This window comes from Aliiglaciecola lipolytica (assembly GCF_018860635.1).
GTDB lineage: Bacteria > Pseudomonadota > Gammaproteobacteria > Enterobacterales > Alteromonadaceae > Aliiglaciecola > Aliiglaciecola lipolytica_A.
The window spans coordinates 436,182-456,703 of record NZ_JAHKPT010000025.1 but is presented as its reverse complement, the minus strand read 5'-3'; the positions used below and the strand labels follow the sequence as shown (position 1 = coordinate 456,703).

21 protein-coding genes are annotated in these 20,522 nt (G+C 40.6%); 11 read left to right on the top strand and 10 right to left on the bottom strand.

Features of this window, described 5'->3' with window-relative positions; translation table 11 throughout:
* The 3 genes from ftsY to ftsX form a co-directional block, all read left to right on the top strand.
* On the top strand, positions 1-959 hold a 959-nt coding region (gene ftsY, locus KO530_RS14495; protein WP_252729264.1), incomplete at its 5' end, for a signal recognition particle-docking protein FtsY.
* Between the two features lie 14 nt (positions 960-973).
* Positions 974-1,678, top strand: coding sequence for a cell division ATP-binding protein FtsE (gene ftsE / locus KO530_RS14490; RefSeq protein ID WP_216049155.1), 705 nt, complete (start codon positions 974-976; stop codon positions 1,676-1,678).
* On the top strand, positions 1,678-2,658 hold the full coding sequence (gene ftsX / locus KO530_RS14485) for a permease-like cell division protein FtsX (RefSeq protein WP_216049154.1): 981 nt from the start codon (positions 1,678-1,680) through the stop codon (positions 2,656-2,658). The genes ftsE and ftsX overlap by 1 nt, the downstream gene beginning before the upstream one ends.
* Positions 2,659-2,695: 37 nt before the next feature.
* On the opposite strand, the gene KO530_RS14480 is transcribed toward ftsX, so the two are convergent.
* Both KO530_RS14480 and KO530_RS14475 read right to left on the bottom strand, forming a co-directional pair.
* Positions 2,696-3,934: an EAL and HDOD domain-containing protein gene (locus KO530_RS14480; RefSeq protein ID WP_216049153.1), complete on the bottom strand. Its 1,239-nt coding sequence runs from the start codon at positions 3,932-3,934 to the stop codon at positions 2,696-2,698.
* Positions 3,935-3,993: 59 nt separating this feature from the next.
* A complete protein-coding gene (locus KO530_RS14475) occupies positions 3,994-5,211 on the bottom strand; it encodes an EAL and HDOD domain-containing protein (protein WP_216049152.1) in 1,218 nt (405 codons plus the stop codon).
* Between the two features lie 248 nt (positions 5,212-5,459).
* On the opposite strand from KO530_RS14475, the gene rpoH reads away from it, so the two are divergent.
* Positions 5,460-6,314, top strand: coding sequence for an RNA polymerase sigma factor RpoH (gene rpoH / locus KO530_RS14470; protein ID WP_216049151.1), 855 nt, complete (start codon positions 5,460-5,462; stop codon positions 6,312-6,314).
* Between the two features lie 90 nt (positions 6,315-6,404).
* Here the strand turns inward: rpoH and KO530_RS14465 are convergent, their stop codons facing one another.
* The 3 genes from KO530_RS14465 to pip form a co-directional block, all read right to left on the bottom strand.
* Positions 6,405-7,319 (bottom strand): bifunctional GNAT family N-acetyltransferase/hotdog fold thioesterase, encoded by a 915-nt coding sequence (locus KO530_RS14465; RefSeq protein ID WP_216049150.1) that lies wholly within the window; start codon positions 7,317-7,319, stop codon positions 6,405-6,407.
* 145 nt (positions 7,320-7,464) lie between these two features.
* Positions 7,465-7,905, bottom strand: coding sequence for a D-aminoacyl-tRNA deacylase (gene dtd / locus KO530_RS14460; protein WP_216049149.1), 441 nt, complete (start codon positions 7,903-7,905; stop codon positions 7,465-7,467).
* Complete coding sequence (gene pip, locus KO530_RS14455) at positions 7,902-8,873, bottom strand: prolyl aminopeptidase (RefSeq protein WP_216049148.1); 972 nt, start codon at positions 8,871-8,873, stop codon at positions 7,902-7,904. Before pip ends, dtd begins: the two co-directional genes overlap by 4 nt.
* Before the next feature lie 105 nt (positions 8,874-8,978).
* Here pip and KO530_RS14450 point away from each other — a divergent pair, with 105 nt between their 5' ends.
* Both KO530_RS14450 and KO530_RS14445 read left to right on the top strand, forming a co-directional pair.
* Positions 8,979-9,200: a hypothetical protein gene (locus KO530_RS14450; protein WP_216049147.1), complete on the top strand. Its 222-nt coding sequence runs from the start codon at positions 8,979-8,981 to the stop codon at positions 9,198-9,200.
* Between the two features lie 2 nt (positions 9,201-9,202).
* Positions 9,203-9,838, top strand: a complete 636-nt coding sequence (locus tag KO530_RS14445) for a DUF2959 domain-containing protein (RefSeq protein ID WP_216049146.1) — start codon at positions 9,203-9,205, stop codon at positions 9,836-9,838.
* Positions 9,839-9,890: 52 nt separating this feature from the next.
* Here the strand turns inward: KO530_RS14445 and KO530_RS14440 are convergent, their stop codons facing one another.
* Together KO530_RS14440 and metF are read right to left on the bottom strand one after the other, a co-directional pair.
* Complete coding sequence (locus tag KO530_RS14440) at positions 9,891-10,832, bottom strand: virulence factor BrkB family protein (RefSeq protein WP_216049145.1); 942 nt, start codon at positions 10,830-10,832, stop codon at positions 9,891-9,893.
* Between the two features lie 34 nt (positions 10,833-10,866).
* Positions 10,867-11,757, bottom strand: coding sequence for a methylenetetrahydrofolate reductase (gene metF, locus KO530_RS14435; RefSeq protein WP_216049144.1), 891 nt, complete (start codon positions 11,755-11,757; stop codon positions 10,867-10,869).
* 188 nt (positions 11,758-11,945) lie between these two features.
* Here metF and metJ point away from each other — a divergent pair, with 188 nt between their 5' ends.
* Both metJ and KO530_RS14425 read left to right on the top strand, forming a co-directional pair.
* The gene (gene metJ, locus KO530_RS14430) at positions 11,946-12,263 is read left to right on the top strand and encodes a met regulon transcriptional regulator MetJ (RefSeq protein ID WP_216049143.1); all 318 of its coding nucleotides are present in this window, start codon (positions 11,946-11,948) and stop codon (positions 12,261-12,263) included.
* A gap of 238 nt (positions 12,264-12,501) precedes the next feature.
* Positions 12,502-13,677, top strand: coding sequence for a hydroxymethylglutaryl-CoA reductase (locus KO530_RS14425; RefSeq protein ID WP_216049142.1), 1,176 nt, complete (start codon positions 12,502-12,504; stop codon positions 13,675-13,677).
* Positions 13,678-13,730: 53 nt separating this feature from the next.
* On the opposite strand, the gene KO530_RS14420 is transcribed toward KO530_RS14425, so the two are convergent.
* Together KO530_RS14420 and KO530_RS14415 are read right to left on the bottom strand one after the other, a co-directional pair.
* Positions 13,731-14,219 (bottom strand): GNAT family N-acetyltransferase, encoded by a 489-nt coding sequence (locus KO530_RS14420; protein ID WP_216049141.1) that lies wholly within the window; start codon positions 14,217-14,219, stop codon positions 13,731-13,733.
* Between the two features lie 52 nt (positions 14,220-14,271).
* Positions 14,272-15,519 (bottom strand): malic enzyme-like NAD(P)-binding protein, encoded by a 1,248-nt coding sequence (locus KO530_RS14415; RefSeq protein WP_216049140.1) that lies wholly within the window; start codon positions 15,517-15,519, stop codon positions 14,272-14,274.
* Between the two features lie 418 nt (positions 15,520-15,937).
* On the opposite strand from KO530_RS14415, the gene KO530_RS14410 reads away from it, so the two are divergent.
* The gene (locus tag KO530_RS14410; protein ID WP_216049139.1) at positions 15,938-17,053 is read left to right on the top strand and encodes a hypothetical protein; all 1,116 of its coding nucleotides are present in this window, start codon (positions 15,938-15,940) and stop codon (positions 17,051-17,053) included.
* Positions 17,054-17,129: 76 nt separating this feature from the next.
* Here KO530_RS14410 and rpmE read toward each other — a convergent pair whose 3' ends face one another.
* On the bottom strand, positions 17,130-17,342 hold the full coding sequence (rpmE, locus tag KO530_RS14405; RefSeq protein ID WP_216049138.1) for a 50S ribosomal protein L31: 213 nt from the start codon (positions 17,340-17,342) through the stop codon (positions 17,130-17,132).
* A gap of 203 nt (positions 17,343-17,545) precedes the next feature.
* Between rpmE and priA the strand changes: the two genes are divergently transcribed.
* Positions 17,546-19,720, top strand: a complete 2,175-nt coding sequence (gene priA, locus KO530_RS14400; RefSeq protein WP_216049137.1) for a primosomal protein N' — start codon at positions 17,546-17,548, stop codon at positions 19,718-19,720.
* Positions 19,721-19,882: 162 nt separating this feature from the next.
* Positions 19,883-20,458 (top strand): SPOR domain-containing protein, encoded by a 576-nt coding sequence (locus tag KO530_RS14395; protein ID WP_216049136.1) that lies wholly within the window; start codon positions 19,883-19,885, stop codon positions 20,456-20,458.
* Positions 20,459-20,522 lie beyond the last annotated feature (64 nt).

The following is a 20,522-nucleotide window of genomic DNA, read 5'->3' as shown; positions in this document are numbered from 1 at the left end:
AGCCAGAGCCAGAGCCAGAGTCAGAGCCAGAGCCAGAAGGGTTTTTCAGCAAACTTAAACGCGGGTTGTCGCGAACCAAACAAAATTTAGGTAGTGGTTTTGTTAGTTTATTTAAAGGTAAAAGCATCGATGACGAGTTATTCGAGGAACTCGAAACCCAATTGCTAGTTGCCGACTTGGGTATGGATACCACGAGTAAAATTATTAAGGAGTTAACCGAAAGTGCCAATCGTTCTCAGTTGAAAGATGGCGACGCGTTATATCAACTTCTCAAACAGCAAATGTCGGATATTTTAGGTCAATCTAGTGAACCTCTTAAAATCGACTCAGCTGACGGGCCATTTGTGATTCTGATGGTTGGTGTCAATGGCGTTGGTAAAACCACTACCATCGGGAAATTAGCCAAACAATTTCAACAGCAAGGTAAAAAAGTCATGTTAGCAGCAGGAGATACATTTCGTGCCGCAGCTGTTGAACAGTTGCAAGTTTGGGGAGAAAGGAACAATATTCCTGTGGTTGCCCAGCAAACAGGCTCAGACAGTGCATCGGTTGTTTTTGATGCTTTCCAGTCAGCTAAAGCGAAAAACATGGATATTCTCATCGCAGATACGGCAGGCCGTCTGCAAAATAAAGATCATTTGATGGAAGAGCTCAAAAAGGTCGTTCGGGTCATGAAAAAAATCAACCCGCAAGCCCCCCATGAAATCATGCTTACTATTGATGCTGGTACAGGACAAAATGCAATTAGTCAGACTAAACTGTTTGATGAAGCTGTGGGTTTAACCGGTATCACCCTGACCAAATTAGATGGCACCGCAAAAGGGGGCGTCATATTCGCAATCGCAGACAAGTTTGATATTCCCATACGCTATATTGGTGTGGGTGAAGGGATTGATGATCTTCGTCCATTCGACAATCAGCAGTTTGTAGAAGCACTGTTTCAAGACAATGATAGTTAGACGCAGGTAACAACGTGATTAAGTTTGAACAGGTAAGTAAAACCTATCCAGGCGGGCAACAAGCCTTACGCAAAGTAAGTTTTCATATTGAGCCCGGTGAAATGGCGTTTTTAACCGGCCATTCTGGCGCGGGTAAAAGTACCCTGTTGAAACTCATTAGTATTATGGAGCGTCCTACTGTAGGACGCGTGCTGATCAATGGCCATGACCTAAATACCATACATCGTCGACAAATCGCGTTTATTCGACGAGATATTGGAATGATTTTCCAAAGCCATCAATTATTAATGGATAAAAGCGTGTTTGATAACGTTGCACTGCCATTGGTTATTGAAGGTTACTCCCATAAAGAAACCACTAAACGAGTGCATGCAGCGCTTGAAATGGTTGGTTTACGAGACAAAATAAAAAGCTTTCCAATGATGCTTTCAGGGGGAGAGCAACAACGCGTGGGTATTGCCAGAGCAGTTGTTAATAAACCTCCTTTGTTGTTGGCAGATGAACCGACAGGAAACTTAGATCCTAAATTGTCGATGGAAATCATTCGTTTGTTTGAAGACTTTAATCAAGCTGGCGTATCTGTTTTTATTGCGACCCATGATTTAGGATTAATTGCCCGAATGAAGTACCGATCACTGACCTTAAAACAAGGACAAATGATCACCGATGGTTTGAGTGAAGAGTGGGATAGTGAAGAGCCTAAGGAGTATGATTTTTAATGAGTATTCTGTTTAAAGGCCGGTCTCAAGGTGCTTACTCTTCTAAAATTGGCATGTTCCAGCGCATAACCATGTTTTTTGTCAGTCATGTAAGACAAGCATTAGGGAGCTTAGGTGAACTATGGCGAGCGCCGTTAGCGTCATTGATGACCGTTGGCGTACTTGGGTTGAGTATCACATTACCCAGCACCTTCTATATTTTAGTTAAAAATGCCGAATCGATTGCGGAAAACTGGCAGCAGGCCTCTGAAATAACCTTATTCCTACGTAAAGGGACACAATCCAAAGACGCTAATCAATTAGTGACTAGACTTGGGCTTTGGCCTGAAATCGATTCTGTGACCTATATTCCTGCCGATCAAGGATTGCTTGAATTTCAGCAACAAAGTGGTTTGGGAGAAGCATTGAGTTACTTAGATGAAAACCCGTTACCGGATGTGATTTTAGTCAATCCCACCTCCCAAAATACATCGCCCTCTGCTGCTAAACAGCTATTAGATAAGCTTAATCGTGAACGTCATGTGGAAGTGGGGAAACTCGACATTAAGTGGCTAGAGCGCTTACACGGCTTTTTATCTATCGCCAAAGAATTAATCTATGCCGTCGCTCTTTTGTTATTTCTAGCTGTGGTGTTAATTATTGGCAACACCATTCGCTTAAATATTCTAAGTCGACGGGATGAAATTTTGGTGATGAAATTGGTTGGTGCTACAGATGCATTTATACATCGACCATTTATGTACACCGGTATGTGGTATGGCTTGTTAGGCGGTTTGATGGCTTGGTTTGCGGTTATGTTATTGCTTTGGTGGATGGGCGGTAGTATTGATGCTTTAACCGCGCAATACGCAAAAGACTTCGACTTAACAGGTCTAGATCTTACTTCGCTGCTAGTTATGCTGGGAGTCTCAATCTTTTTAGGATTAGCCGGCTCAATGATATCTGTACATAAGCATGTAAGAAGCATTGAACCGAAATAACTCGAGCTCTAAATCATATTGAGATGAATTACGTTATCTAGGCTATCGCTTTAGGATAGTGTGGAGAGATTGATTGGCGAATTGTATTACCCCATAGCACCGCTTGATTGAACATATGGTGTAAGTGTTTTTGCTCTATTTCCAGTACTTCTGAGATTTTTCTAACTTTCATCCAGGTTGCGCTTTCAAAGGCTCTTGCCAGCAAAATGTAGAGATAAAAATCGTTCTTACCACCACACAATGCATATTTTACCTCGTCTACAATTGGCATTTTATTCACCAATTCCTGCATATCTTGATCTAATAATGCATCTAACAAAGAAAATAAACCGGCCATAAACCCGGTTGGCGGGTTATCGCCAATCTTTCTGTGTTTTGCAATCAAATCACAGAATTTGGCTCGCACTAGAGACATATGTAACAGTTCCATAGGCTTATCATCTGCTAGATTCGCCAGTGCAAGTAGGGCGATGAATTTCTTAATTTCAACTTCACCCATGTAATTTAATGCATGTTTTAACGACGTAATTTTAAAACGTTTATTAATCATTGGGTTATTAATAAACCTCAACAACATATACGACAGGCCAACATCTCGTTCAATAATTTCATTTATACGATCAATACCAAAACTTTCATTCGCTGTTTCGCCTATCAACTCAACCAGCGATAACTTGTTGACTGGCAATGGAGCTTGGTTGAAGTTAACTGGTTTTGAAAAGAAATAACCTTGGAAGTAATCAAAGCCTAAGTCATTAAAGGATATGAAATTTTGTAGCGTATCAACATTATCGGCAACCATTTTGACCTTGGCATTGGAAAACCGTGGCATCTGCTTTGCGATATTAGGAAAAGCATGTTGGAAAGTGTCAATTTTGACGATATTGACGAGGCTGAGTAACTCGCTGCTAGTGGTCAATTTAGGTTCGTTTAAGGCTATCTGAAATCCCATGTCACGGATATTCTGACAGGCTTCAATGATCGATTCTTCGCCCTCAACGTTCTCAGATACTTCGACCACAACAGTATTGGGGTCTAGGCTATTGGGAAGGCCCTTGAGTATGGTCTCATTGGTGAAATTAATAAAAGACGTTTTTTGGCAAGAAATATCGTCTAACGCCAACTTCAAATTTGATTGATTCTGTGGTTGAGGTTGAGATGCATCAACTAATTTGTCAGGAAAACAGTTATTTTTACCGTCTCTAAAAAATAGCTCATACGCAAATACTTCTTTTTCCTTGTCTAAAATTGGTTGCCTAGCCACAAAAGCGAACATCAAAAGCCCCTATTATTCCATTTTATACAAATTTTAATTTGTCGTTTCTGATTTATTAATTAACGAATTGAACGGGTCATAGCTGACGCCCATTTAATCGATTCATTGTAAAAACTATGCAACATGTCTTGATCAAGTTCAAGTTTAGTTGAATGGTGTGTCACACCGTTCCAGTCGCCGTATTCAAACGCTCGAGCAACCACTAAATAATCTCTAAGTTGGCCTTCAATGCCACATAACGCATTCTTTAAGTCGTCGTTTAATGGTAATTTTTTTATTAACTTTGACATATTCTGATCTAACAATGCATCTAAAAGTGAAAATAAACCAACTAAAAATCCTTTAGGTGGGTTATCAGCATCATTCTTAGCCATAGAAATGAGTTCACAAAATTTAGCGCGAACCAAAGACAGATGAATTAACTCAGGTGGTTTTTCATCTCCTAAATTAGCGATGGCCACCAACGCGATAAACTTTTTGATCTCTATTTCGCCCATATAATTCAATGCATGATTTAATGAATTGATTTTATTGCGTTTATTCATAATTGGATTGTTGATAAAACGCATCAACATATACGAGAGGGAGACATCTTTTTCGACGATCTGACAAATTTTGTCGAATTCAAATTGGCTATTTGCACTCTCGCGCATTAACTTCAACAAATTGAGTTTAGAACTCGGAATGTTTTTATGTTTCTTGATTTCGGGTTTAGCAAAAAAGTAGCCTTGGAAAAAATCAAATCCAACAGCTGAGTAACGCAAAAACACGTCATGATTTTCAACTTTTGTCGCCACTAATTTGATGCGAGCTTGTTTAATGCGAGATAGGTTTTGTTCTATAAGCTTAAAGTCAGTGGTGGTAACGTCTACCTTAATTATATTGATAACTGAAAATAGGCGATCCCATTTGGGATCAAAATCATAATCGTCTATGGCTATTTTATAGCCGAGCCCACTGATGTGTTTGCACGCTGCAATAAGCTTTTCAGATACTTTCACACTTTTTATTAACTCAATAACAACCGTTTGCGGATCGAATAGAGTGGGAAATCGATAGAGTAGGGTGTCTGTCTGAAAGTTGATGAAGGCCGTTTTTCCATCTGAAATTTCTTCAACGCCTATTGAAAAGTGGCTGTTTGTAATAATTTTTGATGTCGCTTGATTCGGCTCAATTTCTGGAAAACAGTTACCCTCACCATCTCGAAAAAGTAGTTCGTAAGCAAATACCTGCATCTGTTGGTCAAAGATAGCTTGTCGTGCGATATAAGAAAACATTTAACCTTGCCTAATACCTGTTCAACTTGATTGAATATTAGTCGAGTATAGTGTTCTATTTTAATTTAAAATTAAACCTTTAAATATAAATATGCGCCCCCATATACCTTGAATGTCTTTTTTGAGACAATTAATTTCAGTTTGAGTGAATTATTTATGACCTTTTGCGGTCTATATACGTAATAGATAATTGGCTTTGCCCATTTGTATTGATAGAATACTGGGCTGTAACGAATAATGAGGTATACATGAGCACAAATATGCAAGCTATGGTATTAAGCGTTCCTCACAGTGGCAGCATTGAAACTTATATTCAAGCTGTTAGCAGCATCAACATGCTGACTGTGGAAGAAGAACGTCAGCTAGCAGAACGTTTGCAGCGAGATGAAGACATTGAAGCGGCACGAAAGCTAGTTATGTCCCATTTACGTTTTGTTGTACATATTGCTAAATCATACTCAGGTTATGGATTACCCCAAGCTGATCTCATTCAGGAAGGCAATATTGGCCTAATGAAAGCAGTGAAGCGATTTGATCCAACTGTCGGTGTGAGACTAGTGTCTTTTGCTGTGCATTGGATAAAAGCAGAGATTCATGAATTTGTGCTTAAAAACTGGCGAATTGTGAAAGTGGCAACCACTAAAGCACAGCGTAAGTTGTTTTTTAACCTGCGTAAAAACAAAAAGCGTCTAGGCTGGTTTACTCACGATGAAGTGCAAAAAGTAGCACAAGAGTTAGGTGTGAGTACCAAAGAAGTACTGCAAATGGAAGCTAGAATGAGCAGCCAAGATCAAGCATTTGATTTGTCTGCTGATGATGACGAAAGTGGAAGTTTTGCACCGGTACAGTTTCTAGAAGACAAAACAACTGATGTAGAAAGCGAAGTAATTAATTCTGATTGGGATAGCAACGCTTCCAAACGTCTGCACTCGGCGATCAAAACCTTAGACGAGCGCAGTCAGCATATTATCCAGACTCGTTGGTTGTCGGATGACAAGTTGACGTTGCAAGATTTGGCTGACAAATATGAAGTGTCTGCTGAACGTGTACGTCAGATTGAAAAGAATGCAATGAAGAAATTGCAGTCAGCGATGGTTGCATAATCAGCTAGTTCAAACATCTATAATGACTTCATAAAAAAGCGCGAATTATTCATCGCGCTTTTTTTATGCTTATTACTTTTACAGAACAACCTAATCCGGTTCTGCAATTTTACTCGGTAATACCCAGAACACACCTTTGAATTCAGCAACTGGTGACTCACCATCTAGAATATCTACTTGTAGTTTGATCGCCACTTTCTTATTTCTTTCTAACAACTCAAGCTTACCTTCCAAGGATTCAATGTTACATAAGGCTCTGGGTTGCATGGTAATAGGTTTATGGTAGTGAATATCACCATCTCCCAATACAATCTCTCCCTCTAATCCTTTTTCTTTCAGTTTTAAATGGATCATTCCCCAGCCAGTTAATGTCGCCAACGAAAAAATACTGCCTGCGAACATAGTGCCATGTAAATTAATATTCTTGTTTAACGAAGCTCTAACTTCTAGTGTCTTGCCACTGTATTGATAGAGTTGAATCCCCATTTGTTCACTAATCGGGATGGTTTCATGCCAGGTATTTTGTAGATCTTGGCACCATTTAGGGTGCAGCATTACTTGGTTCACATCTGACAGTTTTTTAATCATTTGTGAACGTTTCAGTTTACCCATTTCAGTTGGCGCTTCTTTTTCTACTACAAATCCACAAGCTTCAAAAAACTCGATGGATATACGACGACTGTTGGTAACCAATCGTTTCGCACCTTGCTGTCTAGCAACTTCTTCTAATGCCGAATATATTAACTTGCCTATTCCCTTACCTTGGCATTCTTTAGCAACCGCTATATGTCTAATTTGGGCTTCTTCTGACATATTTAAATGTACACGCCCTACAGCAACGACTTTACCGTTGCCATCAACAACCATTCGATGCTCACCAACTTGTTCGTATTCATCTTTCTCAGAGCCTAACGGATGGTTCCATGGCTCCCTCAACATTTCCCAACGGAAATGGAAATACTCTTCAAGTTGTTGCTCCGTTTTTGGCGTTTCTATTCTATACATAAAATAAGTCGTCTCTTTTATTACAGGTCAATTCAAGAAGGATGTTTTTTCAATAATTAACCTAAAACCTATCTTGATATCCACGTTTGCCCGCGAAAAATGTTCATCATTAAAGCGCAATCGCAGACCACGCACAATAGACAGGTTAATTTATTTGAAGATGAAATGTAACGGGGCCGTCGTTTACAAGGGATACCTGCATGTCTGCACCGAATTCGCCGGTTTGACATTCAATACCCTGCTGCTGACAGTAGTTAACGAATTGCTGATACAGCTCTTTACCTAGCTCAGGAGGCGCTGCATCTGAAAATCCGGGTCTATTTCCCTTACGAGTATCGGCAACTAGGGTAAATTGGGAAACAATTAACATAGCACCGCCAAACTGTTGGATATTGAGGTTCATTTTTCCATCAGCATCACTAAACATTCTTAATTTGATTAGTTTGTTGGCAAGTTTTTTAACGGTTTCTAGGGTATCTGTTTTTTCGACACCTAAGAGCAACATCATGCCTTTATCAATTTTTCCAACAATATCATTGTCAATTTCTACATGGGCTCGGGTAACGCGTTGAATCAGTGCAATCAAGATTGTTTCTCTTTTAGAAATTTAGCCATTCTATCGGTTGCGTGACAAATTGCATCGCTTATTCTTGGATCTGATGCGCTATGACCGGCTTCTGGTACTATTAATAATTGTCCCGCACGCCATACTTTACTTAAAGTGTAAGCATTTTCCATTTTACAGACAATATCGAATCGACCGTGGATTATCGTGCCTGGAATGGAGTCAATTTTATGAATATTCTTTAAAATTTGGTTTTCTGCAATGAAGCAGCGATTTTTAATATAATGGCATTCCAACAAAGCCAAGCTGGCTGCACGGCTTAAATTTTGATGGAAATCATGTTCCTTAACCGAGCTATTCAAAACGGAAATGCGTTCTTCCCACATGCACCAAGACTTCGCTGCATGCACTCTGGTGAGTTCATCACCATTTAAAAATATCTGATAAAAACGGTCGGTTACCGAAACGTTTTTAGCGCCTTCTTTTACAATTTCCACAAATTCTTCATAGTACTCAGGAAAAAGTTGTGCAGCGCCTCCGCTGCGCTCAATAAACCATTCAAAATCTTCTTTTCGACCCAAAAACACACCGCGTAAAATAATTGCAGTCACTGTTTCAGGCTTATCAATGGCGTTGAGTAAGGCTAAAGTCGTTCCCCAAGAGCCTCCACAAAGCATCCATTTCTTTATTCCTAGATGCTTTCGAATCATTTCAATATCGCTGAGTATGTGGGCTGTTGTATTCTGTTCTAGCTTAGCAAACGGAAGCGATTTCCCACATCCTCGTTGGTCAAATCCGATTATTCGGTATATGTCAGGATTAAAAAAACTTCGGTACATCGGCGATAATCCTGCACCTGGCCCGCCATGAAGATATAAAACGGGTATGCCTTTTGGGTTACCTGATTGCTCAAGGTAAATTTGGTGCCCGTCACCTACATCTAAAATTTCGCTATCATAGGTTTTAATCGGTGGATATATATGGCTCATAAATTCCGCTTTTGTTTGTTTATTGAATCCATTTGCTTTAATTTAGCACTTAATTCGTAAAATTTACGACTTCTATTCAATAATAACTCGATTTCGGAGGCAAAAATGGCCGGGCAAGGATCTGGCGGCAATGTGATTGCTGCAATTTGTAATATCTTTTTTCCAGGGTTAGGGCAGTTGGTACAGGGCAGAATCTTGGCTGCTCTCATTTTCGCAATCATCTTTTTTGGTGGTGCAGCTCTGTGGTTTTTAATTGTTCCTGGTGTTATTGCTGGGATAGCCTATATTTGGGCAATAATTGATGCTGCTAAATACAAAGGCCCATAGATATGAAAAAAATAATAGTCGTAATCTTTAGTCTTATGATGTTCGGTTGCCAAAGTGCATATTATGCAGCTTGGGAAAAGCTCGGTGTCGAAAAGCGCGATATCTTGGTTGATCGTGTCGAAGAAGCGAAAGATTCTCAAGAAGATGCCCAACAGCAATTTGCCTCTGCGTTAGATGAATTCAGTCAATTAATTAACTTTGACGGTGGCGATTTACAGGATGTGTACGAAGATCTAAGCAGTCAATATGAAGCAAGCAAAGATGCCGCGGACAACGTTAGTAATCGCATTGATAAAGTGGAAAGTGTTGCTGAAGCATTATTTGACGAGTGGACTGAAGAGCTTGAAAAGTATTCAAATGCTAAGTTAAAACGTGATAGTGAAAAACAACTCAGAGAAACACAGAGACGCTATAATTCGTTGATTTCAGCTATGCGTAAAGCTGAGTCAAAAATGCCTCCAGTGCTATCAGCTTTGCAAGACAATGTTCTTTATTTAAAACATAACCTAAATGCCAACGCAGTAGGTGCATTGCAAGGTGAATTCAACCTAATCAAGAAAGATATTGATGTTCTGATCAAAGAAATGAATTCAGCTATTTCGCAAAGTAATGCGTTTATATCAAGTATTCAATCTTAAATTAAGGGGCAAACTGCCCCTTTAAACTCTTTACGGTTAAATATCTAAAACCTTATTTGTGTGGCTCTTCGGGCAAATCATCGAGTTTTACATGATTTTCTTCATCGCCATCATCATCAGGTATCAGATTGCGCTCTTCACCAGTGTCTTCCTCTGGCATTATACGTTCCAACGCTCGGGTGAATTCAGCGCCCACCAAAACCAATATCCAACTTAAATATACCCACACAAACAAAATGGGAACAACCGCAATTGCCCCATATATCACTTGATAAGAAGGGAAGTTTTCCACATACATGGAAAACATTTTTTTGGATAATTCGAATAGACCGGCAGCCAAGATTGCGCCTGATAGAGCATGTTTATAGCTGATCTGTTTGTTCGGTACGACCATGTATAAAATGAAGAAGGCAATCACTGAGGTGATAAATGGGACTACTTTGAGCAATACAGTGCTAAAGCCTGGCGTATATTCGTCAGCGTAGTTAGCCAAACCGACCAAGTAAGAGCTGACCAAGACACTGACTCCAATTAAAAGGGGAGCTAAAGTAAGTACCATCCAGTAAATGGCAAAGGTGTATATGCGGGGGCGTTCGCTTTTAGCTTGCCATATTCTGTTAAGGGTTTTATCAACATTAGAAATAAGGGTTAATGCAACCACCACCAGAAACGCAATACTTAAGGCTCCCATTTTGGAGGCATTATTGACGAATTCTGTCATATGTTTTTGCAACACATCGCCAGAGGTGGGAATGAAGTTATTAAATACAAACTGCTCTAAGTGCTGCCTTACTTCTGAAAACGCTGGAAACGCCGACAGAATGCTGAAAAACACAACAATAAAGGGTACTAACGACAGCAGAGAAACATAAGCGAGATGGCCAGCAGAAACACTAATGTTATCTTTTTGGCAGTGGTGGACAACATTCCGCAACACAATATATACGTGCCCTAAAAAGCGTTTACTCTGTGCGAACCAGTTCTGCTGTGTCATACCACTCTCAAAATTAATTTATAGCAACAGCAGTTTATCCGTTTTGTGCACGAACGCCTAATAAATGACAAATTGCGTAGCTTAATTCACTTCTGTTTAGAGTATAAAAATGGAAGTCTCGTATTCCTTCTTTGGCTAATACTTTGACTGTATCCATTGCGATGCTTGCACCCATTAGATTTCGAGTTGTCTGATCGTCTTGATCTAAGCCATCGTACATTTTGTGTAACCAGTTAGGTACGTGCACGTTGGTAAATCCGGCAAAGCGTTTAAGAGTTTGATAATTTGTCACAGGTAATATGCCCGGTACAATATCTAAATCTATACCCGCCGCCGCAGCACGGTCTCGAAAACGTAAAAATACCTCTGCATCAAAGAAAAATTGACTAATTGCTTGGGTGGCTCCTGCTTCCGCTTTACGTTTCAGGTTAAGCAAATCGAACTGTGCATTGGGCGCTTCAGGGTGTTTCTCAGGATAAGCTGCAACAGAAATATCAAAATCGGCTACGTCTTTTAGCAAAGCGACTAAGTCTGATGCGTACATTTCGGTTTTTTCAGTACCTGCTGGTAGATCGCCTCGTAGCGCAACGATTCGTCTAATACCTGACTGCCAATAATCTTTGGCTATCTGGATTAGCTCTTCTCTACCTGCGTCTACGCATGTTAAATGGGGGACAGCTGGCACACCAGTTTCACTTTGAATCCGTTTAACCACGTCATGAGTCCGGTCTCTTTCACCACTGTTGGCACCATAAGTTACCGACATATAGGCTGGCTTCAATGGCGCTAGACGCTCAACTGATTTCCAAAGTGTTTGTTCCATTTGTTCCGTTTTAGGCGGGAAAAATTCAAAAGAAACATTGATATCGCTTAACTCAGACAGCGATTGATTTAGCGACTCAATACCTTGTGCGTAAGAGACCATGCTGTACTCCAATATGTAAAATAATAATAATACCAATCTATTTTCTGTTAGTACTTTTACGTACAATTTGGTATTAGCCGTTTAGACGTCTAAACTAAACTGAGAATGATAAGCCGTCAAGATGTTTAGACATCTAATAGACTTGAGGTTAGACTTTCATCTTATAAGAAAGATAAAAGAGCAACAGTATGGCAAAGTGGAACGGAAAATACATACATCCCTACGCTGAACACGGTAAAAAAAGTGAACTCGTAAAAAAAGTAACAGTTTCAATCCCGTTAAAGGTTTTGAAGGTCCTTACGGATGAGCGAACTCGTCGACAGGTAAATAATTTAAGGCATGCAACAAATTCAGAACTGTTGTGTGAGGCATTCTTGCACGCTTTTACTGGACAACCACTCCCTGACGATGACGATCTTCGCAAAGACAATCCCAATCGAATTCCCAAAGAGGCTCGAGAGTTAATGGAAGCGATGGGTCTAGAAGTGAAGGAAATTGACGACTGATCAGAGTTAGGCGCTACACTAACTATGTTATGCTTTCAATTGCATCAATCCACAATTGTAAAATCCCATTATTGGTGCAAAAATAGTCAAGATTCGAGTGAGTTTCATGATTTATTCATCTTTGTGCATTATTCTCGCTTTGGCAGGTAGATTGCATTAAGAACATTAGCTGTTTAATTGAAAATTAATTAAGTGAATAAATAGTCATATAAATATCGCCAATTGAGGACAAGTTAACATGGTAAAAACACCGCGTATCCCGCGCAATACAATGAATGATCATAGTCTCGAGTGGGCTCAGAAGCGTCGTGAATACCTTACCGAACAAACAGGCACGGAACTGCCACATACTGGGCATTTTTCTATCGACCCAGAAGCGCTCCCTGGAAATATTGAAAATTTCATAGGTGTCGTGCAGATGCCAGTCGGAATTGCCGGTCCTGTTCAGGTGAATGGTGAATATGCGAATGGCTTATTTCATGTACCCTTAGCGACAACTGAAGGTACTTTAGTTGCAAGTTACAGCCGAGGCATGCGAGTTATAAATGAGTGCGGTGGCGTCAATACGACAGTTGTTGAACAGTTTATGCAACGAGCCCCCGCGTTTATTTTTGCCAATGCTAGAGAAGCTCGTGAATTCGGCAAGTGGATAGATGAACACTTTTTAGAAATTAAAGCGGCAGCTGAAACAACGACTAGTATTGGTAAGCTAGAACACATCATGCAGTGGTCTGTTTCAAAAACACGTTATTTACGTTTTAACTACACCACTGGCGATGCAGCTGGACAAAATATGGTGGGTAAAGCAACCCTTGCTGCTTGCGAATGGATAGTGGCGAATTATCCTGAAAAGTGTGAATACCTATTATCGGGTAATATGGATACTGATAAAAAGCATTCCCACCTGAACATGTTGCACTCTCGTGGTAAACGAGTAATCGCTGAAATCGTACTTAAAAAAGACGTGCTTAAAAAGATCATGAAAGTCGATACCAAAATGTTGGCTCGGGCTACTGTGTTGGCTAATACTGGCGCGTTGATGGCTGGAGCTGCATACAACGGTCCACATTCGGCGAATGGAATTGCATCGATATTTATTGCCACAGGGCAAGATGAAGCCAATGTGGTGGAGTCTCATGCAGGTTTACTTTCCCATGAACTTTTGGATAACGGCGATTTTTACCTTTCTGTTACCTTGCCGTCGTTAATTGTTGCAACTTATGGTGGCGGAACGGGCTTACCGACTCAAAAAGAGTGTCTTGAACTGATGGATTGTTATGGCACAGGTAAAGCCAACAAGTTCGCAGAGATCGTTGCCGCAACGGTATTAGCTGGAGATATTTCTTTGGCTTGTGCGGTTATTGGCGGGCATTGGGTCAGTAGTCACGATAAATTTGGTCGCAACAGAGACTAGGTTATATTCAAGTATTCAGATCACCTCGCGATGGGGTGGTCATGAATTTTCTGCTATTGACTTTTAATTCTAGCCATTAAATACACATCCGTTAATTCTCCGTTTCTAAATGCGTAATTTTGCGCAGTCCCTTCAATTTTAAAGCCAAATTTTTTATAAAGAGCAATGGCACTATCATTATCTGTATATACTTCTAGTTCGATACGGGTGACGGCCAACCAATTTTCAAGTAAATCAATTGCAGCTTTAAGTAATTGACTACCGTAACCTTGATTACTTTTGCTAGGTACCACCGCCATGCCGATATTTGCTGCGTGTTTACGTCTATTATTAGTACATACTTCTATGCCTATCTGAGCAACGATTTGCGCATGCTCTGTGACAACTAAACTATAGAAATTATCCGGCTTGTCGCCTAAAAATGCCTCCCAACTATCCAACGAAGGGTAGGGTAACTGAAGCGTATTGGCGTAGTTTATAGTTTGTTCATAGATTTGTTTAATTTGTGGAATGTCGGCTTTATCACTGTGTCGAATTTGCATCTAAATTCCTTTTTAGCCGGGATTGCAGAAAGAAGGCGCTAAGCGCCTCACTTTATTCAGCCAAATAGTTTTTTGGCAGTTCTGTAATGGCTGCGACTCCTGAATCGATAGCTGCCTGGGCAACGGCAGTAGCCACTCGCTTACACAACCGAGGATCCATAGGTTTGGGAATTATGTATTGACGCCCAAACTCTAACTTATCAATGTCACTGGCATCTAATACTTGCTGAGGAACAGCTTCTTTAGCAATACTACGAATGGCATTGACGGCTGCAATTTTCATTTCGTCATTTATTTTAGAAGCTCTAACATCAAGTGCACCCCTAAAGATAAATGGGAAACACAGTACATTGTTTACCTGATTTGGATAATCAGAGCGACCCGTTGCCATAATCAGATCATCACGAACTTTATGGGCTAATTCCGGTTTAATTTCTGGATCTGGGTTTGAACAGGCAAAAATAACCGGGTTCGCAGCCATCAGTTTCAATGCTGATGCTGGCAATACATCGGGGCCTGAAACACCTACAAAAACATCTGCGCCATCCATTACATCTTCAAGTGTGCGCTTGTCAGTATTGTTAGCAAACATTTGTTTATGAGGGGTTAGGTCGTCACGACGAGTATGAATGACGCCTTTTCTATCAAGCATATAAATTCGTTCACGCTGGGCACCACATTTAATCAATAGTTCCATGCATGCGACAGCCGCAGCTCCCGCACCCATACATACCACATTGACGTCAGCGACATTTTTACCCTGAATTTCCAACGCATTGAGCATACCTGCAGCAGTTACGATTGCTGTACCGTGCTGATCATCGTGAAATACGGGTACTGAACAACGTTTAATCAACTCTTGTTCAATTTCAAAACATTCGGGGGCTTTAATATCTTCTAAGTTAATACCGCCAAAGGTATCGGCGATACTTGCCACTGTATTGATGAACTCTTCAGTTGTACGATGGGTCACTTCAATATCAATTGAGTCTAAGCCGGCAAAGCGTTTAAACAACAATGCTTTACCTTCCATTACCGGCTTTGATGCAAGCGGGCCTAAATTGCCTAAACCTAATATCGCCGTTCCGTTGGTAATGACTGCCACCATGTTACCTTTACCAGTATATAAATATGCGGCATTAGGGTCTGCTGCAATCTCTCTAACTGGTTCGGCAACGCCGGGGCTATATGCTAATGCTAAATCTGTAACACTTTCTGCCGGTTTTGTTAGCTCAACGCTAATCTTCCCCGGTACAGGTTTGGAATGATAATCCAATGCTTTTTGTCGAAAATCAGACATAACTGTCCTGTTCCTTACTTTGTAGGGTAAACACATCAATTAACTGAAAACTATCAGCTTGTAACAGAGTGTTCGGTTAAGGGTTATTTAATTAATATCAGCTTATTATTTTAATTCTCGCGCTTTAAAACACCTTCAGATGTATACAAAAGCGGCTGCTACCAATTGGTCGAATGTAACATAGCTTAAACAAAACCACATATCAGATGAGGCTATGAATACTATTCACGAATATGATATGAGTTAGCAATTAAGGATGTACGCCTTATTATTCTATCCTGTAAAGCCTTGAAAGTTTTCACTCTTTATATAACTTTTCATCTGAACTCATATAAAACTTTTCACTTGTGTTAGAACCAATATCATTTTATAACGGGGTATCTCCTTAATATAATGGTAATTCTCTTCTTCTTAGCTTATGACTGATAATCGACCGTTAATCAAGCACATAAAAAATCATGATGCATTGTTTTCTGATTTAGCCCTGATTCGAAACGCCCATGCGGCGCAACTTGGTTTTGTCCAATATGGTTATCATAAAACGCCAAAATTCATTAGCGCTGATGGGCAAAGGCATTGTATTGAACCTGAGCGTAGTGTTGTTTTGCCGAATCTTACTGCGCTCAAGGGCGTAAAAACGATTTTGAGTAAGGTGCTGCCGGGTCTTTCTTTAGTAACTAAAAGTGAGTTAGGTTTTCGCTATCCAACCGCGGCACTTGCAGGTCTAGATGCGCCCTTTATTAAGCGTTTTCGCTCGGAATACTTCCATCGAGTAGGGGAGGATCGCAATATCTGTCGGCCAACGAATCTGTCCTATGGGATCAAAAGTCGTGGTAAAGGCGATAATCGACAAGAATATGAAATATGGGTTCCAGATGATCAACTGCAACAAGATCCTCTTCCCTTGTTTATTGATAAGTATGGTGAAGATTTACCTAACGATGTTCGCGATTTTGCAACTCAAACTCCTATAGTGCATGGTTGGATGGGGGTAAAAAGAGCTGCGTTTGAAGCACTGTTTCACGATCCTGAAATTACCGGAGACTTGGTGATTTGTTTAGGCTTCTCTGTTGATGTGTATAACATTGGTGCGCGACCCGATTTATCCTTTTCAGAAGAGTTAAAAAGTTCAGTAGCGGTAAGTAATGTCGAGTTGGAATGGGAGATTATGGGGTATTATGCACCGAATAACTACCAATTCGAGCATGACATAGTATGGCAGGCCATTAACAATACATTGGCGGCAATTGGTGAGCCAATTAGCGATGTATATGACAAGCAAATTATTCCAATTCAGGAAAGTAAGACTGAACGTATCTTATCTACAATTCAAGCGCAAGGTATTAGCTCTGAGCAGATTGCTAATATGGATTTAAAACCATGGGAGTTTTTACAGACAGCAAGTTCTCATCGACGAAAGCCAAAAGATCCCAGTCGCTCGATTAATTTACTTGGGCGATTAAACCGCCTATTTTATCAAGCTCAAAGAAAGCTGCCGTCACTTAAACATATTCATGATTTAATTGCCGAATAAAGTCGTCCATTACGCCAAAAAAACAGGCACAAAAAAAGGCGCATTAAGCGCCTTTTTCAATTCGTAGCAGTTAGGCTTATTTTTTGCCCAATGCACCGAAACGTTTCTTGAACTTGTCAACACGACCACCAGTATCAACATTACGTTGCTTACCAGTGTAGAATGGGTGACATGCTGAACATACGTCAAGGTTCATGTCTCTACCAAGGGTTGAACGAACAACAATTTTGTTGCCACAAGAGCAAGTAGCTGTCATTTCAGTGTATTCTGGATGAATATCTTGTTTCATATGGATTACCTCATTTCTGGGCCGTATCGCTATACAACCCGAAGTTGCACACCATACGCAAATTAAATTAAATAGCGGCTTGCCGCAAAGAGGCGCGCATATTAATGTAAAGGACTGTATTGATCAAGTTGTTTTTCGACTGTTTGTTAACCAAATCGTGTCTTTAATAGCACTAAATCGTCTAGGATTATCGAATTTAGCCCATGCCCATTTATCAAATTGCACTGCCGTTACCCAAACGACAATTGTTCGATTATCTTCATGCAGATGGCGACCTGTTGCCTGGTTGTCGTGTTCGGGTGCCATTTGGGCCCAGAGAGCTTATAGGTATTGTGTTTTCAACCACCGAGGACTCTCCTTTTTTAAGTAAATTAAAACCGATCAATCAGGTTATCGACGAGCAGCCTGTAATCGATAAAACGCTACTGTCCCTGTGTAATTGGTTGGCGAGCTATTACCATCACCCAATTGGTGAAGTGATGCACACCGTATTGCCAGTGGCATTGCGTAAGGGTGAATCTGACAAGCCTAAACCAATTCAAATGCTGTGTTTAACGGATGCGAATCAAGACGAGATCCCTGAGCAACTCAATCGAGCTAAAAAGCAACGCGAACTTTATATCGAACTTTTGCAGCGACCGATATCACTGAGTACACTAAAACAGACCTATACCGACGGTGTTATCAAAGCTTTAGTGGAAAAAAAGATTGCTAAAGTGGAATCAGTTTTTGAACAAAACGAAAGGTCTCAATTTACTATTGACGGATCCATTGAAAAGCCCCAACCCAATGTTGAACAAGCCCTAGCAATAACTGCAATCAGTCAATCGTTAGCCCAATACACAAGCTTTTTATTGGAAGGGATTACCGGTAGTGGTAAAACCGAAGTGTATTTACAAAGCATTGAAGAGGTTCTAAAAAGCCACAAACAAGTATTAATCCTGGTACCAGAGATTGGTTTAACACCGCAAACTGTAAAACGCTTTGAAAAACGCTTTGGGATTGAAGTGGGGATTTTGCATTCTAATCTAACCGATAACGAGCGCTTGGCAGTGTGGCAAAAAAGTCGTTCCGGCAAGCTGGGGATCATTATTGGAACACGTTCGTCAATTTTCACCCCTATGGCGCGTCCTGGAATGATAATTGTTGATGAAGAGCATGATGCTTCGTATAAACAGCAAGATGGTCTTAAATACAGTGCCCGTGATTTAGCCGTAATACGTGCAAAAGAACATAAGATTCCACTTATATTGGGTTCAGCAACACCTAGTTTAGAGTCGCTGAACAACGCGTTATCTGGCCGCTATCGGCTATTGCAGCTTAATCAACGTGCGGGTAACGCCTTGCAGGCTAAACAAAGTGTTTTAGATATTACTAACCAGCCATTAACTGCTGGTTTAGCGAGCGGCATGCTTACCCGCATTGAACAGCACTTGAAAGCGGGTAATCAAGTGATGTTATTTGTTAATCGTCGAGGATATGCACCTGCTTTACTTTGCCACAGTTGTGGGCATGTGGAAGAGTGTAAACGTTGCAATAAACCGTACACAGTGCACAAGTCGTTACACAAAATGCAATGTCATCACTGTGGTGCGGCTAAGGCATTACCTAAACAATGTAAAGAATGTGGTCATCATGAGTTGCTCACTCAAGGAGTCGGTACTGAACAATTAACCATGTATTTGGAACAACAATTTCCTCAATACAGTGCGGTGAGAATCGACAGTGATAGTGTGCGAGGTAAAGCAAAGTTAGACAATTTATTAACAGAAATTAATGCTGGATCCCATCAGATTTTAATTGGGACGCAGATTTTATCCAAAGGTCATCATTTTCCAAATGTCACTCTGGTGGTGATTTTAGATGCTGACGGTGCACTGTTCAGTGCAGACTTTAGAGCTTCAGAGCATCTCGCTCAACTAATCACTCAGCTTTCTGGCAGAGCGGGTAGAGCCCAGAAACCGGGCGAAATGTGGTTGCAAACCCATCAACCTGGACACCCATTGTTGCAAGACTTGATTCATAACGGCTATGGTCATTTTGCACGCTTTGCACTTTCGGAAAGAAAGTTAGCCAATTTACCGCCTTTTAGTTTTCACGCACTGTTTAGAACGGAATCATTGAAGGCTCAAGATGGCTTTGAGTTTTTGTCTCAGGTAGCGCAAATGACGCAACATCCGCAGATTCGTGTTGTTGGGCCTATTCCTGCCATTATGGAAAAACGGCAAGGGAAATATCGCATGCAACTGTTAATGCAAAGTCAAAGTCGCGCTTTGCTAAATCACGTTATTGGCCATTTCGCAACTGAAATTGAGGCATTACCCAGCGCAAGAAAAGTCCGATGGTCAATTGATATCGATCCGCAAGATTTCATCTAAATCTTGGTTTTATTGTTGGTTTTATGTGGCTGTTCACGATACTATTTGCCTTGAACTCAGGAATAAGATGCATCGTCTGAGTAATCACTAATCATATATTTCAAATGCATTGCCGTTAGTTCATTACCCTAGAAATCACTCTCACTTATTAAAATAATAAATATGGCACACAAAGATTTTGTAAAGCGCGGTCAGGCACCTAAAAAGAAACCAGTCAAAAAAGTGGAAAAGCCGAAGCGTCCTTGGTTTCCATTTCTTATTACCTTAATACTCGTCAGCGGTTTTGCTTATTTTTTATGGGCCATAAGCCACCCATCTAGTTCAGACGAGGTTCCACAAGAACAGCCGCAAGTGGAACCAAAACCACAAAAGCAAAAGGTACAAGGGAAGACCAATGATCAGGAATCATTACCTGAAATGCCAGAAGAAGAATATATTTATCCTGAAGAACTTGAACACGGTAGCGTAGAGATAGATCGTAAAGAACAAGAAAAGTCAGCACGACCTTATTTGATGCAATGTGGTTCATTTAGGCAAAAACAGCAAGCCGAAAAAATGCGCGCCCAATTGGCTCTGCAAGGATTAGAATCGTTAGTGAAGGCCAGTGAAGGTAAAAATGGTCTTTGGTATCGTGTCATTTTAGGTCCGTACGATTATAAAAGAGATGCTGAGACAGACCGACATGTTATCCAGCGTATCGGTATTGGTTCCTGCCAAATTTGGTACTGGGACCTTTAAGCCTTGTAGCATGGCCTTCAGGCCATGGATTTAAAATCTCCCATGGGTCTAAAGCGCCCGCCTA

What these genes read in the sequence shown, in the direction of transcription:
- KO530_RS14480 (WP_216049153.1), bottom strand. Translation starts at nt 3,934, where the DNA reads ATGTTCGCTTTTGTGGCTAGGCAACCAATTTTAGACAAGGAAAAAGAA.
- KO530_RS14445 (WP_216049146.1), top strand. Translation starts at nt 9,203, where the DNA reads ATGAAAAAAATAATAGTCGTAATCTTTAGTCTTATGATGTTCGGTTGC.
- KO530_RS14465 (WP_216049150.1), bottom strand. Translation starts at nt 7,319, where the DNA reads ATGTATAGAATAGAAACGCCAAAAACGGAGCAACAACTTGAAGAGTAT.
- ftsX (WP_216049154.1), top strand. Translation starts at nt 1,678, where the DNA reads ATGAGTATTCTGTTTAAAGGCCGGTCTCAAGGTGCTTACTCTTCTAAA.
- KO530_RS14440 (WP_216049145.1), bottom strand. Translation starts at nt 10,832, where the DNA reads ATGACACAGCAGAACTGGTTCGCACAGAGTAAACGCTTTTTAGGGCAC.
- KO530_RS14410 (WP_216049139.1), top strand. Translation starts at nt 15,938, where the DNA reads ATGACTGATAATCGACCGTTAATCAAGCACATAAAAAATCATGATGCA.
- metF (WP_216049144.1), bottom strand. Translation starts at nt 11,757, where the DNA reads ATGGTCTCTTACGCACAAGGTATTGAGTCGCTAAATCAATCGCTGTCT.
- rpmE (WP_216049138.1), bottom strand. Translation starts at nt 17,342, where the DNA reads ATGAAACAAGATATTCATCCAGAATACACTGAAATGACAGCTACTTGC.
- KO530_RS14415 (WP_216049140.1), bottom strand. Translation starts at nt 15,519, where the DNA reads ATGTCTGATTTTCGACAAAAAGCATTGGATTATCATTCCAAACCTGTA.
- priA (WP_216049137.1), top strand. Translation starts at nt 17,546, where the DNA reads ATGCCCATTTATCAAATTGCACTGCCGTTACCCAAACGACAATTGTTC.
- KO530_RS14425 (WP_216049142.1), top strand. Translation starts at nt 12,502, where the DNA reads ATGGTAAAAACACCGCGTATCCCGCGCAATACAATGAATGATCATAGT.
- KO530_RS14420 (WP_216049141.1), bottom strand. Translation starts at nt 14,219, where the DNA reads ATGCAAATTCGACACAGTGATAAAGCCGACATTCCACAAATTAAACAA.
- KO530_RS14395 (WP_216049136.1), top strand. Translation starts at nt 19,883, where the DNA reads ATGGCACACAAAGATTTTGTAAAGCGCGGTCAGGCACCTAAAAAGAAA.
- metJ (WP_216049143.1), top strand. Translation starts at nt 11,946, where the DNA reads ATGGCAAAGTGGAACGGAAAATACATACATCCCTACGCTGAACACGGT.
- pip (WP_216049148.1), bottom strand. Translation starts at nt 8,873, where the DNA reads ATGAGCCATATATATCCACCGATTAAAACCTATGATAGCGAAATTTTA.
- KO530_RS14475 (WP_216049152.1), bottom strand. Translation starts at nt 5,211, where the DNA reads ATGTTTTCTTATATCGCACGACAAGCTATCTTTGACCAACAGATGCAG.
- rpoH (WP_216049151.1), top strand. Translation starts at nt 5,460, where the DNA reads ATGAGCACAAATATGCAAGCTATGGTATTAAGCGTTCCTCACAGTGGC.
- KO530_RS14450 (WP_216049147.1), top strand. Translation starts at nt 8,979, where the DNA reads ATGGCCGGGCAAGGATCTGGCGGCAATGTGATTGCTGCAATTTGTAAT.